The organism is Brevibacterium atlanticum, assembly GCF_011617245.1.
Lineage (GTDB): Bacteria > Actinomycetota > Actinomycetes > Actinomycetales > Brevibacteriaceae > Brevibacterium > Brevibacterium atlanticum.
In genome coordinates this window covers 1,414,790-1,436,563 of sequence record NZ_CP050152.1, presented here as the reverse complement: position 1 = coordinate 1,436,563, position 21,774 = coordinate 1,414,790, and the positions used below count along the sequence as shown (strand labels likewise).

20 protein-coding genes are annotated in these 21,774 nt (G+C 64.1%); 6 read left to right on the top strand and 14 right to left on the bottom strand.

Annotation, left to right across the window (positions count from 1 at the left end; genetic code table 11):
• The gene (trpS, locus tag GUY23_RS06320; RefSeq protein WP_166970697.1) at positions 1-999 is read right to left on the bottom strand and encodes a tryptophan--tRNA ligase; all 999 of its coding nucleotides are present in this window, start codon (positions 997-999) and stop codon (positions 1-3) included.
• 288 nt (positions 1,000-1,287) lie between these two features.
• Between trpS and GUY23_RS06315 the strand changes: the two genes are divergently transcribed.
• Together GUY23_RS06315 and GUY23_RS06310 are read left to right on the top strand one after the other, a co-directional pair.
• Positions 1,288-3,504 carry a carbon starvation CstA family protein gene (locus GUY23_RS06315; RefSeq protein ID WP_166970695.1) on the top strand — a complete coding sequence of 739 codons (2,217 nt, stop codon included), beginning with the start codon at positions 1,288-1,290 and terminating at the stop codon, positions 3,502-3,504.
• Positions 3,501-3,743 carry a CstA-like transporter-associated (seleno)protein gene (locus GUY23_RS06310; protein ID WP_228282765.1) on the top strand — a complete coding sequence of 81 codons (243 nt, stop codon included), beginning with the start codon at positions 3,501-3,503 and terminating at the stop codon, positions 3,741-3,743. Before GUY23_RS06315 ends, GUY23_RS06310 begins: the two co-directional genes overlap by 4 nt.
• A gap of 218 nt (positions 3,744-3,961) precedes the next feature.
• Here the strand turns inward: GUY23_RS06310 and GUY23_RS06305 are convergent, their stop codons facing one another.
• Positions 3,962-4,777: an exodeoxyribonuclease III gene (locus GUY23_RS06305; protein ID WP_208085500.1), complete on the bottom strand. Its 816-nt coding sequence runs from the start codon at positions 4,775-4,777 to the stop codon at positions 3,962-3,964.
• An 85-nt stretch (positions 4,778-4,862) separates the two neighbouring features.
• Here GUY23_RS06305 and GUY23_RS06300 point away from each other — a divergent pair, with 85 nt between their 5' ends.
• Positions 4,863-5,351, top strand: a complete 489-nt coding sequence (locus tag GUY23_RS06300; protein ID WP_166970691.1) for a GNAT family N-acetyltransferase — start codon at positions 4,863-4,865, stop codon at positions 5,349-5,351.
• Positions 5,352-5,420: 69 nt separating this feature from the next.
• Here the strand turns inward: GUY23_RS06300 and GUY23_RS06295 are convergent, their stop codons facing one another.
• A complete protein-coding gene (locus GUY23_RS06295) occupies positions 5,421-6,299 on the bottom strand; it encodes a bifunctional methylenetetrahydrofolate dehydrogenase/methenyltetrahydrofolate cyclohydrolase (protein ID WP_166970689.1) in 879 nt (292 codons plus the stop codon).
• Positions 6,299-7,573, bottom strand: coding sequence for a serine hydroxymethyltransferase (glyA, locus tag GUY23_RS06290; RefSeq protein ID WP_323127155.1), 1,275 nt, complete (start codon positions 7,571-7,573; stop codon positions 6,299-6,301). Before glyA ends, GUY23_RS06295 begins: the two co-directional genes overlap by 1 nt.
• Before the next feature lie 275 nt (positions 7,574-7,848).
• On the opposite strand from glyA, the gene purU reads away from it, so the two are divergent.
• A complete protein-coding gene (gene purU / locus GUY23_RS06285) occupies positions 7,849-8,700 on the top strand; it encodes a formyltetrahydrofolate deformylase (protein ID WP_166970687.1) in 852 nt (283 codons plus the stop codon).
• A 186-nt stretch (positions 8,701-8,886) separates the two neighbouring features.
• Complete coding sequence (gene putP / locus GUY23_RS06280; protein ID WP_166970685.1) at positions 8,887-10,428, top strand: sodium/proline symporter PutP; 1,542 nt, start codon at positions 8,887-8,889, stop codon at positions 10,426-10,428.
• Positions 10,429-10,726: 298 nt separating this feature from the next.
• On the opposite strand, the gene rplQ is transcribed toward putP, so the two are convergent.
• From rplQ to GUY23_RS06245, 7 genes are all read right to left on the bottom strand, one after another.
• A complete protein-coding gene (gene rplQ, locus GUY23_RS06275) occupies positions 10,727-11,290 on the bottom strand; it encodes a 50S ribosomal protein L17 (protein WP_166970683.1) in 564 nt (187 codons plus the stop codon).
• Between the two features lie 23 nt (positions 11,291-11,313).
• Positions 11,314-12,312, bottom strand: a complete 999-nt coding sequence (locus GUY23_RS06270) for a DNA-directed RNA polymerase subunit alpha (RefSeq protein ID WP_166970681.1) — start codon at positions 12,310-12,312, stop codon at positions 11,314-11,316.
• 146 nt (positions 12,313-12,458) lie between these two features.
• Positions 12,459-12,863 (bottom strand): 30S ribosomal protein S11, encoded by a 405-nt coding sequence (gene rpsK / locus GUY23_RS06265; protein ID WP_166970679.1) that lies wholly within the window; start codon positions 12,861-12,863, stop codon positions 12,459-12,461.
• Positions 12,864-12,915: 52 nt separating this feature from the next.
• Positions 12,916-13,284, bottom strand: a complete 369-nt coding sequence (rpsM, locus tag GUY23_RS06260) for a 30S ribosomal protein S13 (protein WP_025777905.1) — start codon at positions 13,282-13,284, stop codon at positions 12,916-12,918.
• A 212-nt stretch (positions 13,285-13,496) separates the two neighbouring features.
• Positions 13,497-13,610, bottom strand: a complete 114-nt coding sequence (gene rpmJ / locus GUY23_RS06255; RefSeq protein WP_009884960.1) for a 50S ribosomal protein L36 — start codon at positions 13,608-13,610, stop codon at positions 13,497-13,499.
• A gap of 61 nt (positions 13,611-13,671) precedes the next feature.
• Positions 13,672-13,893 carry a translation initiation factor IF-1 gene (gene infA / locus GUY23_RS06250; protein WP_009379245.1) on the bottom strand — a complete coding sequence of 74 codons (222 nt, stop codon included), beginning with the start codon at positions 13,891-13,893 and terminating at the stop codon, positions 13,672-13,674.
• A 453-nt stretch (positions 13,894-14,346) separates the two neighbouring features.
• Positions 14,347-17,373 carry an alpha/beta fold hydrolase gene (locus GUY23_RS06245; protein ID WP_166970677.1) on the bottom strand — a complete coding sequence of 1,009 codons (3,027 nt, stop codon included), beginning with the start codon at positions 17,371-17,373 and terminating at the stop codon, positions 14,347-14,349.
• A 235-nt stretch (positions 17,374-17,608) separates the two neighbouring features.
• Here GUY23_RS06245 and GUY23_RS06240 point away from each other — a divergent pair, with 235 nt between their 5' ends.
• Entirely contained in the window at positions 17,609-18,760 is a 1,152-nt protein-coding gene (locus GUY23_RS06240; protein ID WP_228282764.1) for a MalY/PatB family protein, read from the top strand.
• Between the two features lie 69 nt (positions 18,761-18,829).
• On the opposite strand, the gene map is transcribed toward GUY23_RS06240, so the two are convergent.
• The 3 genes from map to secY are packed head-to-tail and all read right to left on the bottom strand — an operon-like array spanning position 18,830 to position 21,580.
• The gene (gene map, locus GUY23_RS06235) at positions 18,830-19,666 is read right to left on the bottom strand and encodes a type I methionyl aminopeptidase (protein WP_166970675.1); all 837 of its coding nucleotides are present in this window, start codon (positions 19,664-19,666) and stop codon (positions 18,830-18,832) included.
• Complete coding sequence (locus tag GUY23_RS06230; RefSeq protein WP_166970673.1) at positions 19,663-20,229, bottom strand: adenylate kinase; 567 nt, start codon at positions 20,227-20,229, stop codon at positions 19,663-19,665. The genes map and GUY23_RS06230 overlap by 4 nt, the downstream gene beginning before the upstream one ends.
• Before the next feature lie 49 nt (positions 20,230-20,278).
• Positions 20,279-21,580, bottom strand: coding sequence for a preprotein translocase subunit SecY (secY, locus tag GUY23_RS06225; protein WP_166970671.1), 1,302 nt, complete (start codon positions 21,578-21,580; stop codon positions 20,279-20,281).
• Between the last annotated feature and the right edge of the window lie 194 nt (positions 21,581-21,774).

The following is a 21,774-nucleotide window of genomic DNA, read 5'->3' as shown; positions in this document are numbered from 1 at the left end:
TCAGATGAAGCCGATCTTGTCGTAGACCTCGCGCAGGGTCGCCTCGGCGATCTCGCTGGCCTTCTCGGCTCCGCGGTCGAGGATGGCCTGCAGCTGAGCCCGGTCCTCGAGGAGTTCGAGCGTACGCTCCCGCACGGGGCTGAGGGTCTCCACAGCCACCTCGGCGAGGTCGACCTTGAGATGTCCGTACATCTTGCCCTCGTAGTCGGCGACGATGTCGTCGACCGTGCGGGAGGTCAGTGAGGAGTAGATGGTCAGCAGATTCGACACCCCGGGTTTGGTCTCAGGATCGTAGGCGATCTCGGTGCCGTCATCGGTCACGGCGGACTTGATCTTCTTCGTCAGCGCCTTCGCATCGTCGAGGATGTCGATGCGCCCCTGCGGGCTCGGTTGGGATTTCGACATCTTCGCACCCGGGTTCTGCAGGTCATAGATCTTCGCAGTGGCCTTGAGTATCTGCGCCTCGGGGACGACGAAGGTCTCTCCGAACCGGTAGTTGAACCGTTCGGCGAGGTTGCGGGTCAGCTCGAGATGCTGGCGCTGATCCTCCCCGACGGGGACGAGCTGCGGATTGTAGAGGAGGATGTCGGCGGCCATGAGCGCGGGATAGGTGAGCAGGCCGAGGGACACGTGCTGCTGCTTGGCCGACTTGTCCTTGAACTGCGTCATCCGACTCGCCTCACCCATCGAGGTGGTGCACTCGAGGACCCAGGACAGCTGCGGGTGTGCCGGAACCTGGGACTGGACGAAGATCGTCGACTTCTCCGGATCGATCCCGGCCGCGATGAACTGGGCGGCGGTGCGCAGGGTGCGCTCGCGCAGGTCGGCGGGATCCTGTTCGACGGTGATCGCGTGCATGTTCGCGATGAAGTAGAAGGCGTCGTGCGACTCCTGATGCGTCACGAACTGCTGCAGCGCCCCGATGTAGTTGCCCAGATGCAGGGAATCAGAGGTGGCTTGGATGCCGGAGACAGTGCGTGGCAGAGAAGAGTTCGTCATGATCCTATGATGCCATCCTCACCACCGGCCGCTCATGGCCGGTCCCGAATGCGGACTCGGCCGTGGGCGGTCGACGGTCGGCGGGTTCGAACTCGTCTCGCGCACGTGATCCTCACGCCCGTGATCGGCGAGACGAAACAGGGCGGACGAGCGGTATAGTGACTTGCAGATCACATGAATCGCCAAGGTAACTCACACTTCTCGGTCAAGCGTCGAGGACAGTCCCCGCCGGGTCGATTATGAGGAGCATTCCGCGATTCCTATGCAGCACTCTCAAGGAGGAGGATTATGTCGGTCGAATACGTCAAGACCGAAGACGACCTGCCACCGGTCGCCGTGGTCGAGAAACCGCGGTGGACGCCCGCGAAGATCGTACTCTGGGTGGTCATCGCCCTGGTCGCCGCCGCCGGCTGGGCAATGATCGCCTTTGTCCGCGGCGAGGAGATGTCTGCCAGCTGGTTCGTCGCCGCCGCCGTCGGCAGCTACCTCATCGGCTTCCGCTTCTATGCGAAGTTCATCGAATGGAAGATCTGCCGACCCGACCCGAAGCGGGCGACCCCCGCGGAGCTCAATGACAACGGCCGCGACTTCGCTCCGACCGATCGCCGGGTCCTGTTCGGACACCACTTCGCGGCGATCTCCGGTGCCGGTCCCCTCGTCGGACCGATCCTCGCTGCCCAGATGGGCTACCTGCCGGGCACCCTGTGGATCATCGTCGGCGTCATCCTCGCCGGCGGCGTCCAGGACTACATGGTGCTGTTCTTCTCGATGCGACGCAACGGCCGGTCCCTGGGGCAGATGACCCGAGACGAACTCGGCCGCACCGGCGGCATCATCGCCTCAATCGGCATCATCCTCATCATGGTCATCCTCATCGCGGTCCTCGGTGTCGTCATCATCAACGCTCTGGCCGAAAGCCCATGGGGCGTGTTCTCGATCGCGATGACCATCCCGATCGCCGTGTTCATGGGCATCTACATGCGCTACCTGCGTCCGGGCAAGGTCATCGAGACCTCGGTGATCGGCGTCGTCCTCCTCGTCATCGCCATCGTCGCCGGCGGCTGGGTCCACAACTCGCCGTTCTGGTCCGAGGTCTTCCACCTCGACAAGGTCACCCTGGCCTGGTGCCTGATGATCTACGGCTTCCTCGCTGCGGTCCTGCCCGTCTGGGTGCTGCTGGCGCCGCGTGACTACCTGTCGACATTCATGAAGATCGGCACCATCGTGCTGCTGGCCGTGGGCATCCTCATCGTCAACCCGAGCGTGCAGATGCCGGCACTGACCGAATTCGCCTTCAACTCCTCCGGTCCGGCCTTCGCCGGAGCGCTGTTCCCGTTCCTGTTCATCACTATCGCCTGCGGGGCGTTGTCGGGCTTCCACGCCCTCATCTCCTCCGGAACGACACCGAAGCTCATCGAGAAGGAGACCCAGGCCCGCCTCATCGGCTACGGCGGAATGCTCATGGAATCCTTCGTCGCGATCATGGCGCTGGTCGCCGCGATCTGCCTCGACAAGGGTCTGTACTTCGCGATGAACGCGGCCGAGCCGCTGACCGGCGGCACCGTGCAGGGGGCCTCGGACTTCATCAACAACTCGCTCGGCATGTCCGGTGTCGAGACCAGTCCCGAGATCCTCGATCAAGCGGCCAAGGACGTCGGCGAGGAGAGCATCGTCTCCCGCACCGGCGGTGCTCCGACGCTGGCGATGGGCATGGCCCACATCCTCCACAACGTCTTCGGCGGACCAGCTTGGATGTCGTTCTGGTATCACTTCGCGGTGATGTTCGAGGCCCTGTTCATCCTCACCACGATCGATGCCGGCACCCGCGTCGCCCGCTTCATGCTCAGCGACGCTCTCGGGAACTTCTCGAAGAAGTTCCGCGACCCCTCGTGGACTCCGGGAGCGTGGCTGACGACCGCGATCATGGTGGCCGCCTGGGGATCGATCCTGCTCATGGGAGTCACCGACCCCCTCGGCGGAATCAACACGCTGTTCCCGCTGTTCGGCATCTCGAACCAGCTGCTGGCGGCGATCGCTCTGGCTGTCATCTTCGCGATCGTGTGCAAGATGGGCATGGCCAAATGGGCGTGGATCCCCGGCATCCCACTCGTCTGGGATCTGCTGGTGACGATGGTCGCCTCCTGGCAGAAGATCTTCTCCGCGGATCCGAAGCTCGGCTACTGGGCGCAGCACTTCGCCTACAAGGATGCCCTCGCAGCCGGCGAGACCTCGATGGGCAACACCGAAGGGGTGGAGGCGATGAGCGCGGTCGTGCGCAACACCTTCGTCCAGGGCACGTTGTCCATCGTCTTCGCACTCCTAGTCGCCATGGTCGTCGTCATGGCGGTCTGGAAGTCGATCGAGGCAGTGCGGAAGGGTTCGCTGCCGACCTCGGAAGAGGAATTCGTGCCCACGCAGCGGTTCGCCCCCGCCGGACTCATCGCGCGCAAGCCCGAGCGCGAGCTACAGGAGCAGTGGGACGAGCACAATACAGGGAGGCAATGACGATGAGCACCACCCATCCGCTGACCAACATCGCCCGTGACCCCTGGGGGTCCCTTCGCCGAGGTGGGGCCTGGGTGCACTGGTACCTCAAGGAGATCATGGGTGAGAACGCCTACCTCCACTACATCGAGTCCTACGAGCGCCGTCACGGCACTCGCGAAGGGGCCATGGAGGAGAAGGAGTTCTGGCGTGACCTCACCGACGAACAGGACCGCAATCCCAAGGCCCGGTGCTGCTGAGGCAGTGAGCTGCCGCTGAGGAGCAACACTCGCGGCGGTCGATTCCTTTTCGAGGGTCGGCCGCCTCGGCGAATGACGGAGCCCGGGTGCTCAGGACATGATGTCCTGAGCACCCGGGCTCCTCGTCTGTCTGCGATCCTTCGGGATCGAGGTCACGCGCACGGCTGCCGGGCCCCACCTCGGCGAGGTTGCCCCACCTCGGCGGTGTGGCTCGGCGGTCAGGCCTTCGCGGCAGGCAGGTCGTAGTCGATGACCAGCGGGGCGTGATCCGACCAGCGCTCACCCCAGCTGTCGGCACGGTCGACGGACGCGCTGACGGCCGATTCGGCGAGGGCCGGGGTGGCCATGTGGTAGTCGATGCGCCAGCCGGCGTCGTTGTCGAAGGCCTTCCCCCGCATGGACCACCAGGTGTAGGGCCCGTCGACGTCTCCGCTGAGCTTCCGGTGGACGTCGACGTAGCCGACGTCGCCGAAGAATCCGTCGAAGTAGGCGCGCTCTTCGGGCAGGAATCCGGCCTTCTTCCGATTGGCCTTCCAGTTCTTCAGGTCGCGTTCGGTGTGGCAGACGTTGAGGTCACCGGTGACGAGCACATGGTCGGCGTGCTCGGCCAGCTGCGGCATCCGTTCGGTCATCCGATCGAGGAAGCGGTACTTGTCCTCCTGTTTGGGGGTGTCGACCTCGCCGGAGTGGACGTAAGCGGACACGAGGGTGAGCAGCGATCCGTCGCCGAGGCGGTAGTCCGTCTCCACCCACCGTCCGGCCCGATCGAAGTAGCCGTCGTCGCCGAGTCCTTCGCGCACGGACTCCGGTTGGGCGCGCGCCATCACGGCCACTCCCGCACGCCCCTTGGCCTCCGCATCGTGGCTGATAGTGGTGTAGCCGGTGTCGGCGAGGACGTCGAGTGCGATGTCGTTGGCCGCGCGCACTTCCTGCAGGGTGATGAAGTCGGGTTTGGCGGCATCGACCCAGGTGGGCATCCCCTTTCGCCATGCTGCGCGGATCCCGTTGACGTTGACTGAAGCTATCCGAATCATGTGTTCTATCATGTCATGAGCGCACTACTCTTCCGGGACAGGGCGTTATAGAGTGAGAGTAAGCACGAATACATCAGGAGGCGCAATGGCCGTTGACGAAACTATCGAAGCCGAGCAGCTGAGCATCAGTCCGCTCGACGAAGTCGACGCCCGTGAGATGCGAGATTTCCTGTTGGGAGCACAGAAGAACTTCTGGGGCGACAGGGATCTCAGCGGTGACCACGATGCCTACTGGTTCCGCCAGTTCGTGACCTCGGGACTCGTCGCCCGGTACCGTTCGGAGATCGTCGGCTATCTGCTCGGCGTCATCCCTCATGACGGGCCGGCTTACATCCACCTCGTGGCGGCCCGCACCGATTTCCGGCACCAGGGCATCGGCCGTCACCTCTACCAACACTTCATCGATCATGCCCGACAGCTCGGCGTCTCCTCGGTGCAGGCGACTACGATGCCCGAGTCCTCCGGCGCGATTTCCTTCCACTCCTCGCTCGGTTTCAATGGTGAACTCATCGAGGACTACGCCGGTGCCGGCAACCCACGGGTGTTCTTCGAACTCAAACTCGCCGAAGACTGACCCTCCCCTACTACCTGACGGCGGCCCAGCAACCTCGCGCGAGGTTGCTGGGCCGCCGTCAGGTAGTAATCAGGAGGTGCGCTGGGCGGTGTCGACGACGTTCTTGAGCAGCAGGGCTCGGGTCATCGGCCCCACTCCGCCGGGGTTCGGCGAGATCCATGACGCCACCTCGGCAACACCGGGGTCGACGTCGCCGACGATCTTCGACTTCCCCGTCTCCGGGTCCTCCTCGCGTGAGACCCCGACGTCGAGCACGATGGCACCGGGCTTGACCGACTCGGCCTTGACGATGCGCGCGGCACCGGCGGCCGCGACGATGACATCGGCCTGCGCCAGCAGTTCGTCGAGGTTGCGCGTACCGGTGTGGGTCAGCGTCACCGTCGCATTGTGTTCACGCCGGGTCAGCAGGGACCCGATCGAACGACCGACCGTGACTCCGCGGCCGATGACGACGACGTGCTTGCCGGCCAGCTCGATGCCGTTGCGGCTGATCAGTTCGATGACTCCGCGCGGAGTGCACGGCAGCGGAGTCGTGATCTCCGAGTTGACGTTGAGCATGAGGCGACCGAGGTTCGTCGGATGCAGTCCGTCAGCGTCCTTCGCCGGGTCGATCGCCTCGAGGATCGTGTCCGTGTCGATGTGACCCGGCAGAGGCAGCTGCACGATGTAGCCGGTGCACTCATCGTTGTTGTTCAGCTCATCGATGACGGCCAACAGCTCGTCCTGACTCACCGTCTCCGGCAGCTCGCGGCGGATGGACCGGATGCCCACCTCGGCGCAGTCGCGGTGCTTACCGGCGACGTACCATTTCGAACCGGGGTCCTCCCCCACCAGCACGGTGCCCAGTCCGGGAACGATCCCGGCCTTCGCGAGCTCGGCCACCGTCTCGGTGAGTTCGTCCTTGATCTGCTTCGCGCAGGCTCTGCCGTCGAGGATCTGTGCACTCATCAGTACTGCTCCAGTCCGTCGTAGAGGGGGAAGTCGTCGCTGAGCTTCTTCACCCGTGCGGCGAGAGCCTCGACGTCGGCACCGGGCTTGAGGGCTTCGGCGATGACGTCGGCGACCTCGGTGAACTCCGCGTCGCCGAATCCGCGTGTGGCCAGCGCCGGGGTGCCGATGCGCAGACCGGAGGTCACCATCGGCGGGCGGGGGTCGAACGGCACGGCGTTGCGGTTGACGGTGATGCCGACCTCGTGGAGGAGGTCTTCGGCCTGCTGCCCGTCGAGGGCGGAATTGCGCAGGTCGACGAGCACCAGGTGCACGTCGGTGCCGCCGGTGAGCACGGTTGCGCCGGCCTGGGCGACGTCATCGGCGAGCAGACGCTCGGCGAGGATGGCCGCACCGCGCACGGTCCGCTCCTGACGTTCCTTGAACTCGGCGGCGGCGGCGAGCTTGAAGGCCACGGCCTTGGCGGCGACGACGTGCATGAGCGGTCCGCCCTGCTGGCCGGGGAAGACCGCGGAGTTGAGCTTCTTCGCGTACTCCTCCTTACCGAGGATGAAGCCGGAGCGAGGTCCGCCGATGGTCTTGTGCACCGTCGAGGACACGACGTCGGCGAAGGGAACGGGGTTCGGGTGCAGGTCTGCGGCGACGAGGCCGGCGAAGTGGGCCATGTCGACCCACAGCTTCGCGTCCACCTCGTCGGCGATGTCGCGGAAGGCCTGGAAGTCGAGCTGGCGGGGATAGGCCGACCAGCCGGCGACGATGACCTGCGGACGGTGCTCGAGAGCCTTCTCGCGCACCTTGTCCATGTCGATGCGGTAGGTGTCGGGGTCGACCTCGTAGGAGGCGACGTCGTAGAGACGGCCGGAGAAGTTGATCTTCATGCCGTGGGTGAGGTGTCCGCCGTGAGCCAGGGAGAGACCGAGCATCTTGTCGCCCTGCCGAGCCAGCGCATGCATCACCGCGGCGTTGGCCGACGCCCCCGAATGCGGCTGGACATTGGCGTATTCGGCCCCGAAGAGGCTCTTGGCACGCTCGATGGCGAGGTTCTCGGCGACATCGACGTGTTCGCATCCGCCGTAGTAGCGCTTACCGGGGTAACCCTCGGCGTATTTGTTCGTCAGCACCGACCCCTGTGCCTGCAGCACGGCGCGGGGGACGAAGTTCTCCGAAGCGATCATCTCGAGAGTCGAACGCTGGCGGCCCAACTCGAGGTCGAGGACCTCGGCGATCTGCGGATCGATGTCTGCAAGCGAGGCCTGCATCGAGTTTTCGGTCATTGAGTACTCTCCTGTGGCATCCGATGTGGTGAGTGGGACAGCGCGATCAGCCGCCGCGAACACCCGCAGACCATGCTAACAGCGAAGGCCGCGCCCACAGCGGGCTGACCGTCATGCGGATGCCTTCGTCACCGGCGCTCCGGACGTGGTCACCGCCTGCCCTCCGGACGTGGTCACCGCCGGCCCTGCGGGCGCCGTCCTCACGTGTCATGGTCCAACCGCGTCCGAGCACGCCGAATACGTCATGGACGAGACCACCGATTAGGATGCAGACCATGAGCAGAGAATGGATTCTGAGAGTCACCTGTCCCGATGCGACCGGAATCGTCCACGCCGTCACGGGAGTGCTCGCAGGTCGCGGAGGCAACATCACCGAATCCCAGCAGTTCTCCTCCCCCGATTCCCAGCAGTTCTTCCTCCGCCTCGAGTTCACGACCGACGATGGTGTCACCATCGAATCACTCGAATCCGACCTCGCCGAGGTGGCCGACCGTTACGGGATGACCGTGAGTCTGCAGCCGGTGGAGAAGAGGACCCGGACCCTCATCCTCGTCTCGAAGGCCGCGCACTGCCTCAATACGCTCCTCTTCCAGCATTCCTCTTCCCAGCTGCCCATCGACATCGTCGGCATCGCCGGCAACCACGACTCGCTTCGGCCCCTGGCCGAGTTCCACGGCCACGACTTCCACCACATCCCCATCACCCGCGAGACGAAGCCGGAGGCCGAGGCGAAACTGTCCGCGCTGGTCGATGAGCTCGACGTCGAGCTCATCGTGCTGGCTCGCTATATGCAGATCCTCTCCCCTGAGCTCTGCGACCGCCTCGAGGGTCGGGTCATCAACATCCATCATTCGTTCCTGCCCAGTTTCAAGGGTGCGAAGCCCTACCACCAAGCTCATGCGCGGGGTGTGAAGATCATCGGCGCCACCGCACACTACGTCACCAGCGACCTCGACGAGGGCCCGATCATCGAACAGGACGTCGCCCGGGTCGATCACAATCGAGCGATCGCCGACTTCGTCCAGCGCGGTCAGGACGTCGAGGCGGCCGTGCTCGCACGGGCCGTCGCCTGGCATGCGCAGGGCCGGGTGCTCATGGACGGCCACCGCACCGTCGTCTTCAACTGAGGCTCGTGCTCGACTGAGTATCGTACTCAGCCGAGCCCCACCTCGGCGGGGTGCCTCCGTCGAACCGGCGTCCGCCCTCCGAGCGCCGGTGCGCACTGTCGGCGCCCAGCTTCTGCCAAGGCAATTCACACGTCCGGGCACTTCTCCTGTAGGGTCGCGTCGGCCTACCTAAGGAGCTGACCTCTCGTGACAGAGACGACCTTCCGGACGATAGCGATCGTCCTCTACTTCGCCGCCATGCTGGCCATCGGCTGGTTCGCCTATCGGAAGACGAAGAACAACCTCGACGACTATATGCTCGCCGGGCGCGGGCTGCGCCCATCCGTGGCGGCGCTCAGCGCCGGCGCCTCCGACATGTCCGGCTGGCTGCTCATGGGCCTGCCGGGTGCGATCTATGTCTCCGGGCTCATCGAAGCCTGGATTGCCATCGGCCTGACAGCCGGTGCCTGGGTCAACTGGAAGCTCGTGGCTCCGCGCCTGCGCGCCTTCACCGAGAACGCGGGTGACTCGATCACGATCCCCAGCTTCTTCGAACAGCGGCTGACGGACCGGACCCGACTGCTGCGGATCGTCTGCGGCGTCATCATCCTCGTGTTCTTCACCTTCTATGTCTCGTCCGGAATGGTGGCCGCGGGCAAATTCTTCGAATCGAGCTTCGGCCTCAACTATCTCGGCGGAATGCTCCTCGTCGCGGCTGTCACCATGATCTACACGCTCTTCGGCGGGTTCCTCGGGGCGACGCTGACCGATGTGGCGCAGGGCCTGCTCATGTTCGCGGCCCTCGTCGCCGTACCCATCGTCGCCGTGATCAATGCCGGCGGACCGGCCACCGTCATCAACAATGTCAGGGACATCGACCCCGGACTCCTCAGCCTCCTCGGCAGCGAACCGTTCTGGGCCAGCGGCGCCTACCTCGCCGTGATCTCATCCTTGGCCTGGGGGCTCGGATACTTCGGCCAGCCGCACATCATCGTGCGCTTCATGGCCCTGCGCTCTCCGGTCGATGCTGCGGTCGCCCGACGCATCGGCGTCAGCTGGATGGGTATCTCCGCCCTCGGTGCCGTGGCCACGGCCATCGTCGGGATCTCGTACTTCTCCCAGCACGCCGATATGGAGCCGTCCGACGCGGAGACCGTGTTCCTCGATCTCGCGCAGATCCTCTTCCATCCCTTCATCGCCGGGCTGGTGCTCGCCGCGGTACTGGCCGCGATCATGTCGACGGTCTCCTCGCAGCTCGTCGTCACCTCCTCGGCGCTCATCGAGGACCTATTCAAGATCGTCGCTCTGCGCGCCGGGTCGACACGTACGCTGCAGGACAAGACGTATGTGCTGCTCGGCCGCCTCGGCGTCCTCGTCGTCGCCATCATCGCCGTGGTCCTGGCGATCTCTCCGTCGAACAGCATCCTCGACCTGGTGGCATTCGCCTGGGCGGGCTTCGGAGCCTCGTTCGGACCGATCGTGCTGCTCACCCTGTTCTGGAAGCGTCTGAGCAATTGGGGCGCCCTGTTCGGTCTGCTCTCCGGAGCCGTCGTCGCGTTCGTATGGGGCCAGGTGAGCACTCCGCTCACCGACGACATCTACGAGATCATCCCCGGCTTCATCGTCAACCTCGTCGTAGCGATCGTCGTCAGCCTGTTCACATACAAGCACGATGCGGAATCCGACAGGGAGTTCGACGAGTCCGTGGCCCTCTCTCGGGTGAAGAGGCAGCCTGTGGCAGGACGCTGAGCCTCCGAGGCAGCGCACTGCCGCGCGCATAACCTACAGTTCGCGGCACCTCGCACCGTTCCTGCGGTGCGCGGTGCCGCGAAGTGTATGCGCAGGCACCAACGCGCTGAGTCGACGTTGACGTTGCGCTCTGCGGGTCAAGCCTGCGCACGAACACTCGCACGCTCGCAGGACTGCACACGAGCACAGCCCAGCAGGCGCCAGCGGTGAATACACGTCGGGCGGGCATCCGATGTGGATGCCCGCCCGATGTGTTCGGCGGCGGCTCCGTCACACGGAGCAGACCGCCCAGAGGATGTTACTTCTCCTCAGCAGCCTCGGTGGACTCTTCGGCGGTCTCGGCGTCGGCCTCGACCGGAGCCTCGTCGACGACCTCAGCATCAGCCTCGACGACCTCGGCCTCAGCCGGTGCCTCTTCGGCTTCTGCCGGAGCCTCGTCCGCGGCGGGAGCGGCAGCGGCGGTGGCCTGCTCGGCTTCCTTCACGGTGGCCTGCTTCGGCGAGTAGGGCTCGAGGACCAGTTCGATGACGGCCATCGGCGCGTTGTCGCCGGGGCGCGGACCGATCTTGGTGATCCGGGTGTAGCCACCGGGACGCTCGGCCATGGTCTCGGCGATCGAGGTGAAGAGCTCGTGCACGATCGACTTGTCGGTGATCTGACCGAGCACGCGACGACGTGCTGCCAGGTCACCCTTCTTGGCGTTCGTGATCATCCGCTCGGCGACCGGGCGCAGGCGCTTGGCCTTGGTCACGGTCGTGGTGATCTGCTTGTGCTCGAACAGCTGAGCTGCCATGTTGTTGAGCATCAGGCGCTCGTGTGTGGGCGATCCGCCGAGGCGGGGGCCCTTGGTGGGGGTTGGCATTGTGAGTTACTCCTAGGTCTAAATCAGTACTGTTCGTCTTCGACGTAGGACTGGTCCTCATCAACGAGACCGGATTCGAATCCGGCAGGACTGTCCTTGAGGCTGAGGCCGAGCTCGTTGAGCTTCGCCTTGACCTCGTCGATCGACTTCGAACCAAAGTTGCGGATATCCATCAGGTCGGCTTCGCTGCGAGCAACGAGCTCACCGACGGTGTGGATGCCCTCACGCTTGAGGCAGTTGTAGGAGCGCACGGTCAGGTCGAGATCTTCGATGGCCAGCGCCAGGTCGGCGGCCAGGGCCGCGTCCACAGGCGAGGGTCCGATCTCGATGCCTTCGGCTTCGACGTTGAGCTCTCGAGCCAGGCCGAAGAGCTCGACCAGGGTCTTGCCCGCCGATGCGATGGCATCACGCGGGGTCATCGAGGGCTTGGTCTCGACGTCGAGGACGAGGCGATCGAAGTCAGTGCGCTGTTCGACACGCGTGGCTTCGACCTTGTAGGTGACCTTGAGAACCGGGGAGTAGATCGAATCGACCGGGATCCGGCCGATCTCTGCATCCGCGTTCTTGTTCTGCGCGCTCGACACATATCCGCGTCCGCGTTCGATGGTCAGTTCCATATCCAGACGACCTTCACCATTCAGCGTGGCGATGTGCAGGTCCGGATTGTGGATCTCGACCCCAGCGGGAGCAGAGACGTCGGCAGCGGTCACAGTGCCGGGACCCTGCTTGCGCAGATAGGCGACGACCGGTTCGTCGAATTCGGACGACACGACCAGGGACTTCAGGTTGAGGATGAATTCGGTGACATCCTCCTTCACTCCCGGAACGGTGCTGAACTCGTGGAGGACTCCGTCGATCCGGATGGATGTGACGGCGGCACCAGGAATCGAGGACAGCAGGGTCCGACGAAGCGAGTTGCCGAGGGTGTAGCCGAATCCGGGTTCGAGCGGTTCGATGGCGAACCGTGAGCGGTTATCGGAGACGATTTCTTCCGTGAGCGTTGGGCGCTGTGCAATGAGCACGTGGGCTTCCTTTCAGCGAACATCCGCTATATGACGTTCGCACTGCACGTCATGGCATCAGGCCATGAAGAACGGTTCGGGTTATCTGGGAATCCGTTCTGCGACCGATGTCGGACCGTGATCCGACATCCGTTGCAGTTTCAGGATCAGCCGCGGCGGCGCTTGGGGGGACGGCAGCCGTTGAACGGAACCGGGGTGACATCCTGGATGGTACCCAGTTCCAGACCGGCGGCCTGCAGCGAACGGATCGCGGTCTCGCGGCCCGAGCCCGGGCCCTTGACGAACACGTCGACCTTCTTCAGGCCGTGTTCCTGCGCCCGACGAGCGGCCGATTCGGCAGCCATCTGAGCGGCGTACGGGGTCGACTTGCGCGAACCCTTGAAGCCGACCTCACCTGAGGAGGCCCAGGAGATGACAGCACCGGACGGGTCGGTGATCGACACGATGGTGTTGTTGAAGGTTGATTTGATGTGGGCCTGGCCGGCGACGATATTCTTCTTCAGCTTGCGGCGAGGCTTGCGCGCTGTTGCGGCGCGTGACTTGGGAGGCATATGTCCTTACTCCTGATCGAGGTGGTTGGTCCTAGCCAACCGGGTGAGCGAGTTACTTCTTCTTACCGGCCACGGTGCGCTTGGGTCCCTTGCGGGTACGCGCATTCGTCTTGGTCCGCTGTCCGCGAACCGGGAGACCGCGGCGGTGACGCAGGCCTTCATAGCTTCCGATTTCGACCTTGCGGCGAATATCGGCGGCCACCTCACGACGGAGGTCACCCTCAACCTGGAATGTGCCCTCGATGTAGTCACGCAGCTGGACGAGCTCTGCGTCGCTCAAGTCCTTCACACGGGTATCAGGGCTGATTCCCGTTTCGGTCAGGGTCTGGCGCGCACGGGTGCGGCCCACACCATAGATGTATGTCAAGGCGACCTCCACGCGCTTTTCACGCGGGATGTCGACTCCGGCAAGTCGTGCCATAGGTACGTATCTCCTGTTGTTGTTTCGGAGGTGCTGATGCAAACCTGTCCCTGGTCTCCCAAGGTCTCCGGCCCCCGACCGGAGGTGTCGTCCTGCGATTCACGGCCCGGAGGTGAACACTTCCGAACCGCTCATGCGCAGATGGCGAGGTTTGCGCGGGTGTGGTGCTGCTTGAGACTCCCGGAGGAGCCTCGATCTGCTGAAAGAGCTGCTCAGCCCTGACGCTGCTTGTGGCGCGGGTTGGAGCAGATGACGATGACCCGGCCGTGACGGCGGGTAATCTGGCAGTTTTCGCAGATCTTCTTGACGCTGGGCTTAACCTTCATCGTTTTTCCTTCTTTCGGTCCTTGTTCCCGACGGGAGCAAGACGCGAATGATCGAAGATCCTTACTTGTACCGGTAAACGATTCGTCCGCGCGAGAGGTCATAGGGAGACAGCTCCACGATGACCCGGTCCTCGGGAAGGATGCGGATGTAATGCTGACGCATCTTTCCGGAGATGTGCGCCAACACCTTGTGCCCGTTGCTCAGCTCAACCCGAAACGATGCGTTCGGCAGAGCCTCGACAACGGTCCCTTCGATCTCAATGACCCCTTCTTTTTTGGCCATATCGTTCGCTAACCTCGTATTCCCGCGATACCCTCGCGTTCGACGTAATCGTGTATCACCGACTCACGTCGGCGACCCCTTGGACTGCAGTCCTCGTCACCACATGAAAAGGAGTGGATGGCAGAAGCCGCCCACATCCGAAAAAGGGTGAGTTGAGTGAGAACAGACCAATCATCAACCTTACACTACGGGCGATGAATCTTCCACACGGTGCTCGCTTCACAGCGTGAAGTCACTTACAATCTCTCCTTCGCCGAGGCGGCCCTGCCCTCGGCCGGTCCGTGACGGTTCAGCGACCGCCGCAGTCCCCTCCCCCGCCGCAGCCGCATCGGGCCCGACCATCGGGCCCGACCGCAGGCGAGCCGGGAACGGATAGGTTCCGTTCCCGGCTCGCTCACTGCTCACTCATCCGCTGCTTCCTTTCGAGGCGGAGGTCGCATTGCGGATCATTCGTCAGTGCGCAGCGGTCTTTCGCCTCGAGGCGCGATAGACGAGCCCGCCGGCTGCGAGCAGGGCGAGTGCGGCGGCGATCAGCGGCAGGAATTCGGCGCCGGTCCGAGGAAGGTGCCCGCCTCCGCCGCCGCTGCCGTTGTTGTCCTGACCGTCCGCAGACCCATCAGACGAACCCCCGTTCGACCCGGCAGTCGCTCCGTCCGAACCTCCGTCATCGGATCCGCCGCCCTTCGGGTCGTCATCGTCCTTTCCGTCCTTGCTTCCGTCATCGCTCTTCCCGTCGTCTTCGCCCACAACCGTCAACGTAGTGTTCGCGGCGGTCTTGCCGTCGGCGTCAAGGACCTGGACGACGTAGGCCCCGGGCTCGGCAGCCTTGGGCACGGCCACCTCGGCGGTGGCATTTCCGCCGTTGTCGGTGCTCAGCTTGCCGAATGTGCCTCCGGTCTCGAACTCCACGGTGTAGGCCTGCTCGGATCCGAGATGCTTGACCGTGGCCCGCACGTTGTCACCAGCGTGGACAGTGTCCTTCGAGAGAGTGAATTCGTCGGCGCGGAAGGTATCCATCTTGCACCGGTTGGGCAGAGTGATGGTCTCGTCCCTGTCGTCGACAGCGGTGTCGGGCTTGGGCAGCTTCGGCCCGAAGTCACCGAGCTTGGGCAGGGTGCCCTTCGTCAGGAACCCGTTGACGGTCACGTCCGTGCACGCCTTGTTCTCATCCCCGGACATATACGAAGTGTGCGAGGCCCCCGAGACCGAGAGCAGGCTGCCGTCGATCGTGCGGGCCAGCTTCACTCCCGCGGCATACGGTGTCGCGGAGTCGTGCGAGGTAGACACTACAAGGACGTTCGGCACGGCTGTCAGATGCTTCGGCTTGGGCAGTGTGCCCTTGAACTTCCAGAAGTCGCAGTAGTCGTAGACTCCGGGAGACACCGATGCCGATTGGAACGGACCTGCCTCGTCGTAGCGCTTGGCGAGGTCGCGCAGCTCCTTGATGTCCGGCTTCTTGCCGAAGCTGTTCTCATCGGTGCAGCGGATATTGGTGAAGGCCTGCAGCATCGGGTCGTAGTGGCCCTCTGCGTCGCGTTCGTTGTAGCTGTCGGCCAGCTGCATGAGCACTCCCGCGGAGTCTCCCGTTTTCAGCTCAGCCAGCCCCAGTGCCAGATCTGGCCACAGGGATTCGGAGTACAGCGCCTGGATGACACCGGTGCGCGCGTCACCGAATGTGACGTCGCGGTCATCGCCGTCGACGCCGGTCGGCACCGGGTTGCCTTCCAGAGCTCGGAGGATCTTCTGGTTCGCCTTCGTCAGAGCGTCTCGATCGTCGATGCCGTCACCAAGTGCGCAAGTGAAGGTCTCGTCAGCCAAGCTCTCCAGGTGCTTGGGGAACTCGATTCCCTCATAGGTTTCGGCCCAGGTCCTGCCTTCGGCGCCCTTGGCCGAGCAGTCGAGGGCGAATTGCTCGAAGGTGCCCTGGAAGCCGGCGATCTGCTTGACCGAGTCGTCTTCGCCCTCGTCGGCGTCTTGGGCCTTGACGACCTTTCCGCTGGCGTCGAGGTAGGTCTGCGGGTCCTTGTTGATGTCCTTCAGTGCCTTATAGGCTTCGACATTGCCCGGGTCCACGGCCCCGTCAAGGACGAGCCTCCCGACGTTCTGCGGGAACTTCTGAGCGTAGACGTAGCCGAGCCGTGTGCCATACGAGAAGCCGATGTAGTCGAGTTTCTCGTCCTGGCTGGTGGACCGGATGAGGTCGAGGTCGCCCACGGCATCCCAGGTGCCGAGGTGCTTCATCAGGTTCTCCTGGCCATCCTCGCCGAGGTCGAACAGTTTGCCGGTGTTCTCGATGCAGTCGTCGGCATAGCGTTCGTACTGCTCGTTCAGCAGGTCTTCTGCCTCGTCACGGTCACCGGCCCAGGCGTCTTCGGCACGGTCGGCGTCGAGCTGCTCATCCGTCGAGCACTGCGAGAACGGCATCGAGCCGCCGGTGCCTCGAGGGTCGAAGCCCACGAGGTCGAAGTTCGCGGCGAGGTCGGGTTCGCTGATGGCTCCAGCCACACCCATTGTCATGCCGGAACCGCCGGGTCCGCCGGGATTCCAGGCCACGGTTCCCTGAGACTTCGTCTTCTCGAACTTGCCGTCGACGACCTTGCCGGAAGGCACCTTCATCATGGCGATGGCGACGTTGCCGGCCTTCGGGTTCTTCGCATCGATAGGCGCGATGACGTAGCCGCATTCAGGTGTGCGTCCGATCCGCGAGGTGTAGTCGGGGTACCCGAGTTTCTGGCAGTTCTCACCGCTGAGATCGACGCTCTGGTTATAGTACTTCTGCAGCCCCGACGGAATGTTTCCGGCGCCTGTGCCGCCGCCCTTGGGATCGGAGATCGTGTACGTGCCGTCGTCCTGACCGAACAGTTCCTTGGCCAGCTCCGGATAGAACTCGTCGAGGTCGGCATCGGCCGCGTCCTCTTCGTCTTCGGAAGGCGACTTCTCAGCAGGAGTCTCGGACTCATCCTCTTCCCCATCATCGGCAGCAGTGGAGTCGGTGGGCTCGGGCGTCGGGTCGGAATCTTTCGCATCCGTCTCGTCCGGGTCGCTGACCGTGAAGTCGTCGCTGCTCTTGAGGTTGTCGTCGGTCTTGACGATGTAGGTACCGGGTTCCAGCGCGGACCCGTCGAGTTCCGCGTCGAGAGCGTCGCCTCCGGTGGCCAGTTCCGTCTCCGTGCCCTTGACGGTCTCGTTGTTCGAGGCGTGCACGATCTTCAGGCCGGTTCCGGCCTTCGCGCTCAGCGTCACGGGAACGACGAGTCCAGGCGAGGCCTCGACCTCTTCGTCGATGCCGAGCGTGATTTCGAATTTCTGCTTGTCGCTATCAGTGGGCTGAGGGGAAGACTCGGTGGTGGACGTCTGGGATGCGGCGGACTCCGGAGTGGGTGCGGCGAAGGCGGATGTGCCCCCGGCCAGCAGCAGGGAAGCGCCGATGATCGACGCTCCCAGAACACGCGAAGACCCCTTGAATGTGATTCGGGTCATAACGGCTACAGTAACGTACAGATAACGTTCAGAGACTTTTCATACTCTTTGTTATCGTTTCGTTATTTGAGACGACGACTCATCCGGGACCGGCACCAGATCATCGTCCATGACAGCACAAGTCAGAGGCCACCTCGGCGAACGGATATCGACTGCTACCGTGGGCACTGCGCCGGGGAATCCTGCGCAGTCGAACCGTGACCGACGGTCATATGATCGTGACCATCAAAGGAGAATGAGCGTGCTGGATCTCGACGCCATCACCCAGGAGTCCCTCGTCGCCAAGGGAGGCCGCAAGTGGTCGACCTTCCCAGGGTCGATCGGTGCCTTCATCGCCGAGATGGACTTCGGTGTCGCTCCCGCCGTCCGGCAGGCACTGCGCGAAATCGACGAGCGCGACCTCTACGGGTATCCGCCGTACGACATCAACGCGGATCTCAAGTCCGCAACCTCCGAGTTCTGCTCAGACCGTTACGGTTGGCAGGTCCCCACCGAACACATCGCGCCGGCCAGTGACGTCGTCGCCGCTTTCATCGGCGTCCTCACTCATCTCACCCCCGCCGGCACCCCGATCGTCCTGCCGACGCCCGCCTATATGCCGTTCTTCAATGTTGCGCGCGCCACCGACCGCGAGCTCATCGAGGTGCCGATGCTGCGTTCGGAGACCGGCTGGGCGATGGATCTCGACGCGATCGCCGCCGCACTCACCCCGGGTGCCACCCTCCTGCTGTGCAATCCGCACAACCCGATCGGCAAGGTCTACACAGAAGCCGAGCTCCTCGCCCTCGCCGAGGTGGTCGAGTCCGCCGGAGCCCGAGTCTTCTCCGACGAGATCCACGCCCCCGTCGTCTACGACCCCGCCAGACACATTCCGTACGCGACTCTCACCGACGCGACCGCCGCCCACACCACCACGGCGACTGCGGCGTCGAAGGCCTTCAACATCCCCGGTCTCAAGTGCGCCCAGCTCATCCTCACTTCGCCTGAGGATCGGCAGCGGTGGGCCCAGAGGGGCATGTTCGTCTCCGAGGCCGCATCGAATCCCGGGATCCTGGCGACCACCGCTGCCTACAGGCATTCACGGGACTGGTTGGCCGAGATCAACGGCTACCTCAAGGGCAACCGTGACCTGCTCACGGATCTCGTCGCCACGCTGCTGCCGAATGCCGCGTATATCCAGCCCGAGGGAACCTATCTGGCGTGGCTGGATCTGCGCGGATACGGTCTTCAGACGGATCTGGCCAAGCACATCGAATCCCGCGCCGAGGTGGCTGTGACCGAGGGGCGCCTGTGCGGCGAGGTCGGAGTCGGTCATATCCGTGTCAACTTCGCACTCCCCCGCCCTCTGCTCACCGAGGCGATCGAGAGGATCGCCCGGAACCTCTGACCTGCGCGGCTGACCTCAGGCGGCTGTCTGCCGGTCGGCTCGGCACGTTGCGCCGACCGCCAGTTCCCCTCAGGCGGCCGAGGGAGGCACGGGCGTGACTCCGTAGGGCGCCAGCCCGGATGCTCCCCCATCCTCGGCGGTGAGCACCCACACTCCCCCGTCGTGGCGAGCTACGCTGTGCTCCCAATGGCTCGCGCGTGAGCCGTCGGCGGTCACGACCGTCCAGTCGTCGGACAAGGTCACGGTCTCGGAGCTGCCGTTAGTGAGCATCGGTTCGATCGCCAGGCACATCCCCGGCCGGATCTTCGGCCCGTTCGACCTGGCACGGTAGTTGAGCACATCGGGAGCCATATGCATGGCGGTGCCGATGCCGTGTCCGGTGAACTCTTCGACGAGCCCGAGCTGCGGGTGCGCCTCGGTGACGTAGTCGTCGATGGCGTCGCCGATGTCGCTGATCTTCGTTCCGGTGGCGAAGGCGGCGATTCCTGCCCACATGGCCGCCTCGGTGGCGGCAGACAGGTCACGATCGGCGGTTGTACCCGCCTCATCGCCGCCGACGATCATCGTGAGCGCGGAGTCCCCGTGGAAGCCCTCGACGATCGCGCCGCCGTCGATGGAGACGAGGTCACCTGACTGCAGCACCTTCGAACCGGGGATGCCGTGGACGATCTCCTCGTTCACGGAGATGCACACGACGGCGGGGAATCCCTGGTAGCCCTTGAAATTCGACCGTGCCCCGGCCGCGTCGATGACGGCCTCGGCAGCGGCGTCCACCTCGGCGGTGGTGGCACCGGGAACGGCCGCGGACCGGGCCGCTGACAGCACTTCGCGTGTCAGCTGCCCGGCCCGATGCATGCGTTGGAGCTCCGCAGGAGACTTCAGCTCGATCCGTGGTCCGAAGATCATCGAATGGCGGAGAGGATGCGCTCGGTGATGGCATCGACCTCGCCGAGGCCATCGACCTGGCGCAGCAGTCCGCGGTCCCGGTAGATATCGGTCAGCGGCTGTGTCTGCTCCGCATAGACGTCGAGACGGTGACGGATGACGTCCTCGCTGTCGTCGCTGCGGCCTTCGGTCTGGGCACGGGCGAGCAGACGGGCGACGACCTCGTCGGTGTCGGCGGTGAGTTCCACGACGTGTTCGATCGCCTTGTCCTCGGCAGCGAGGATCCGGTCGAGTTCGTCGACCTGGGCGCTGGTGCGCGGGTATCCGTCGAGGAGGAAGCCCTCGGCTGCGTCGGCCTGGGACAGACGATCGGCGACCATCGAGTTCGTGACTTCGTCGGGCACGTATTCGCCGGCGTCCATATAGCGCTTGGCAAGCTTGCCGAGTTCCGTCTCACCCTTGACGTTCGCGCGGAAGATGTCTCCGGTCGAGATGGCGGGAACGCCGAGTGCCTCGGACAGGCGTGCGGCCTGTGTTCCCTTGCCGGCGCCGGGAGGGCCGATCAGAATGATGCGTGAACTCATAAGGTGTCCTTCCAATGGTTGTCCGCTGAACGTCAGCGTCCGGTCGTGATCAGCGCAGCAGACCCTCGTAGTGGCGCTGCTGCATCTGCGCGTCGATCTGCTTGACGGTCTCGAGGCCGACACCCACGACGATGAGCAGCGAGGTGCCGCCGAACGGGAAGTTCTGGTTGGCGTTGATGAGCACCAAAGCGATGAGCGGGATCAGAGCGACGAAGGCCAGGTAGAGCGAGCCGGGGAAGTTGATGCGGCTGAGCACGTAGCTCAGGTAGTCGGCGGTCGGTCGTCCCGCGCGGATGCCCGGGATGAAGCCGCCGTACTTCTTCATGTTGTCCGCGACCTCTTCGGGGTTGAAGGTGATCGCGACATAGAAGTAGGCGAAGAAGATCGTCAGCAGCGCGTAGACGGTGATGTAGAGAGGATGGTCACCGCGGGTGAGATACGTGTTGATCCACTCGGCGCCCTTCGACTCCGGGTCGAAGAACTGCACGATCAGGCTCGGCAGGTAGAGGACCGAGGAGGCGAAGATGACGGGGATGACGCCGGCCATGTTCACCTTGATCGGGATGTAGGTCGACGTGCCGCCGAACATGCGACGGCCCACCATGCGCTTGGCGTACTGCACCGGGACTCGACGCTGCGACTGTTCGACGAAGACGACGAGGGCGACGAGGACGAGGCCGACGGCGAGGACGATGAGGAAGATGTCGACGCCCTGCTCGCGGAAGATCGCACCGAGCGAGGACGGGAAGGCTGCGGCGACCGAGGTGAAGATGAGCAGCGACATGCCGTTGCCGACACCGTGCTCGGTGATCTGCTCGCCCAGCCACATGATCAGGCCGGTGCCTGCGGTGAGCGTGACCACGAGGACCGCGATCCCCCACCAGGTGTCATTGGCGATGAGGTCCTGGCAGCCTTCGACCTGTCCGAAGAGCGCGCCGGAGCGGACGGTGGCCACGAGCGTCGTCGCATTGAGGATCGCGAGACCGATCGTGAGGTAGCGCGTGTACTGGGTGAGCTTCGCCTGACCGGAGGCGCCTTCCTTGTGCAGAGACTCGAAACGCGGGATGACCACGCGCAGCAGCTGCACGATGATGCTCGCGGTGATGTAGGGCATGATGCCGAGGGCGAAGATCGACAGCTGCAGCAGAGCGCCGCCGCTGAAGAGGTTGATCATCGCGAATCCGCCCTCATTGAGCTGAGGCGAAGCCACGCACTGCTGGACCTGCGTGTAGTCGATGCCCGGGGAAGGAATGAACGAGCCGAGTCGGAAGATGACAAGAATGCCCAGGGTGAAGAGGAGCTTCTTCCTCAAGTCGGGCGTTCTGAAAGCCCTCCGGATTGCGCCGATCAAGCGTCCTCCTCGTTGGGGGATGGAAAAGTCAGAGTCGTGGTCGCGACCTGGCGAATGGGAACAAATACCTGCAAAAGACTACCAGGATATGAGCCTCAGGCCGAAACCGACGAAGGCTGGACGAAGGGTGCGCAGACGCTGTGTGTGAGCATGTGAGACGCCTGCGACGATGCCTGCGCCCCGCCTCGGTGCCG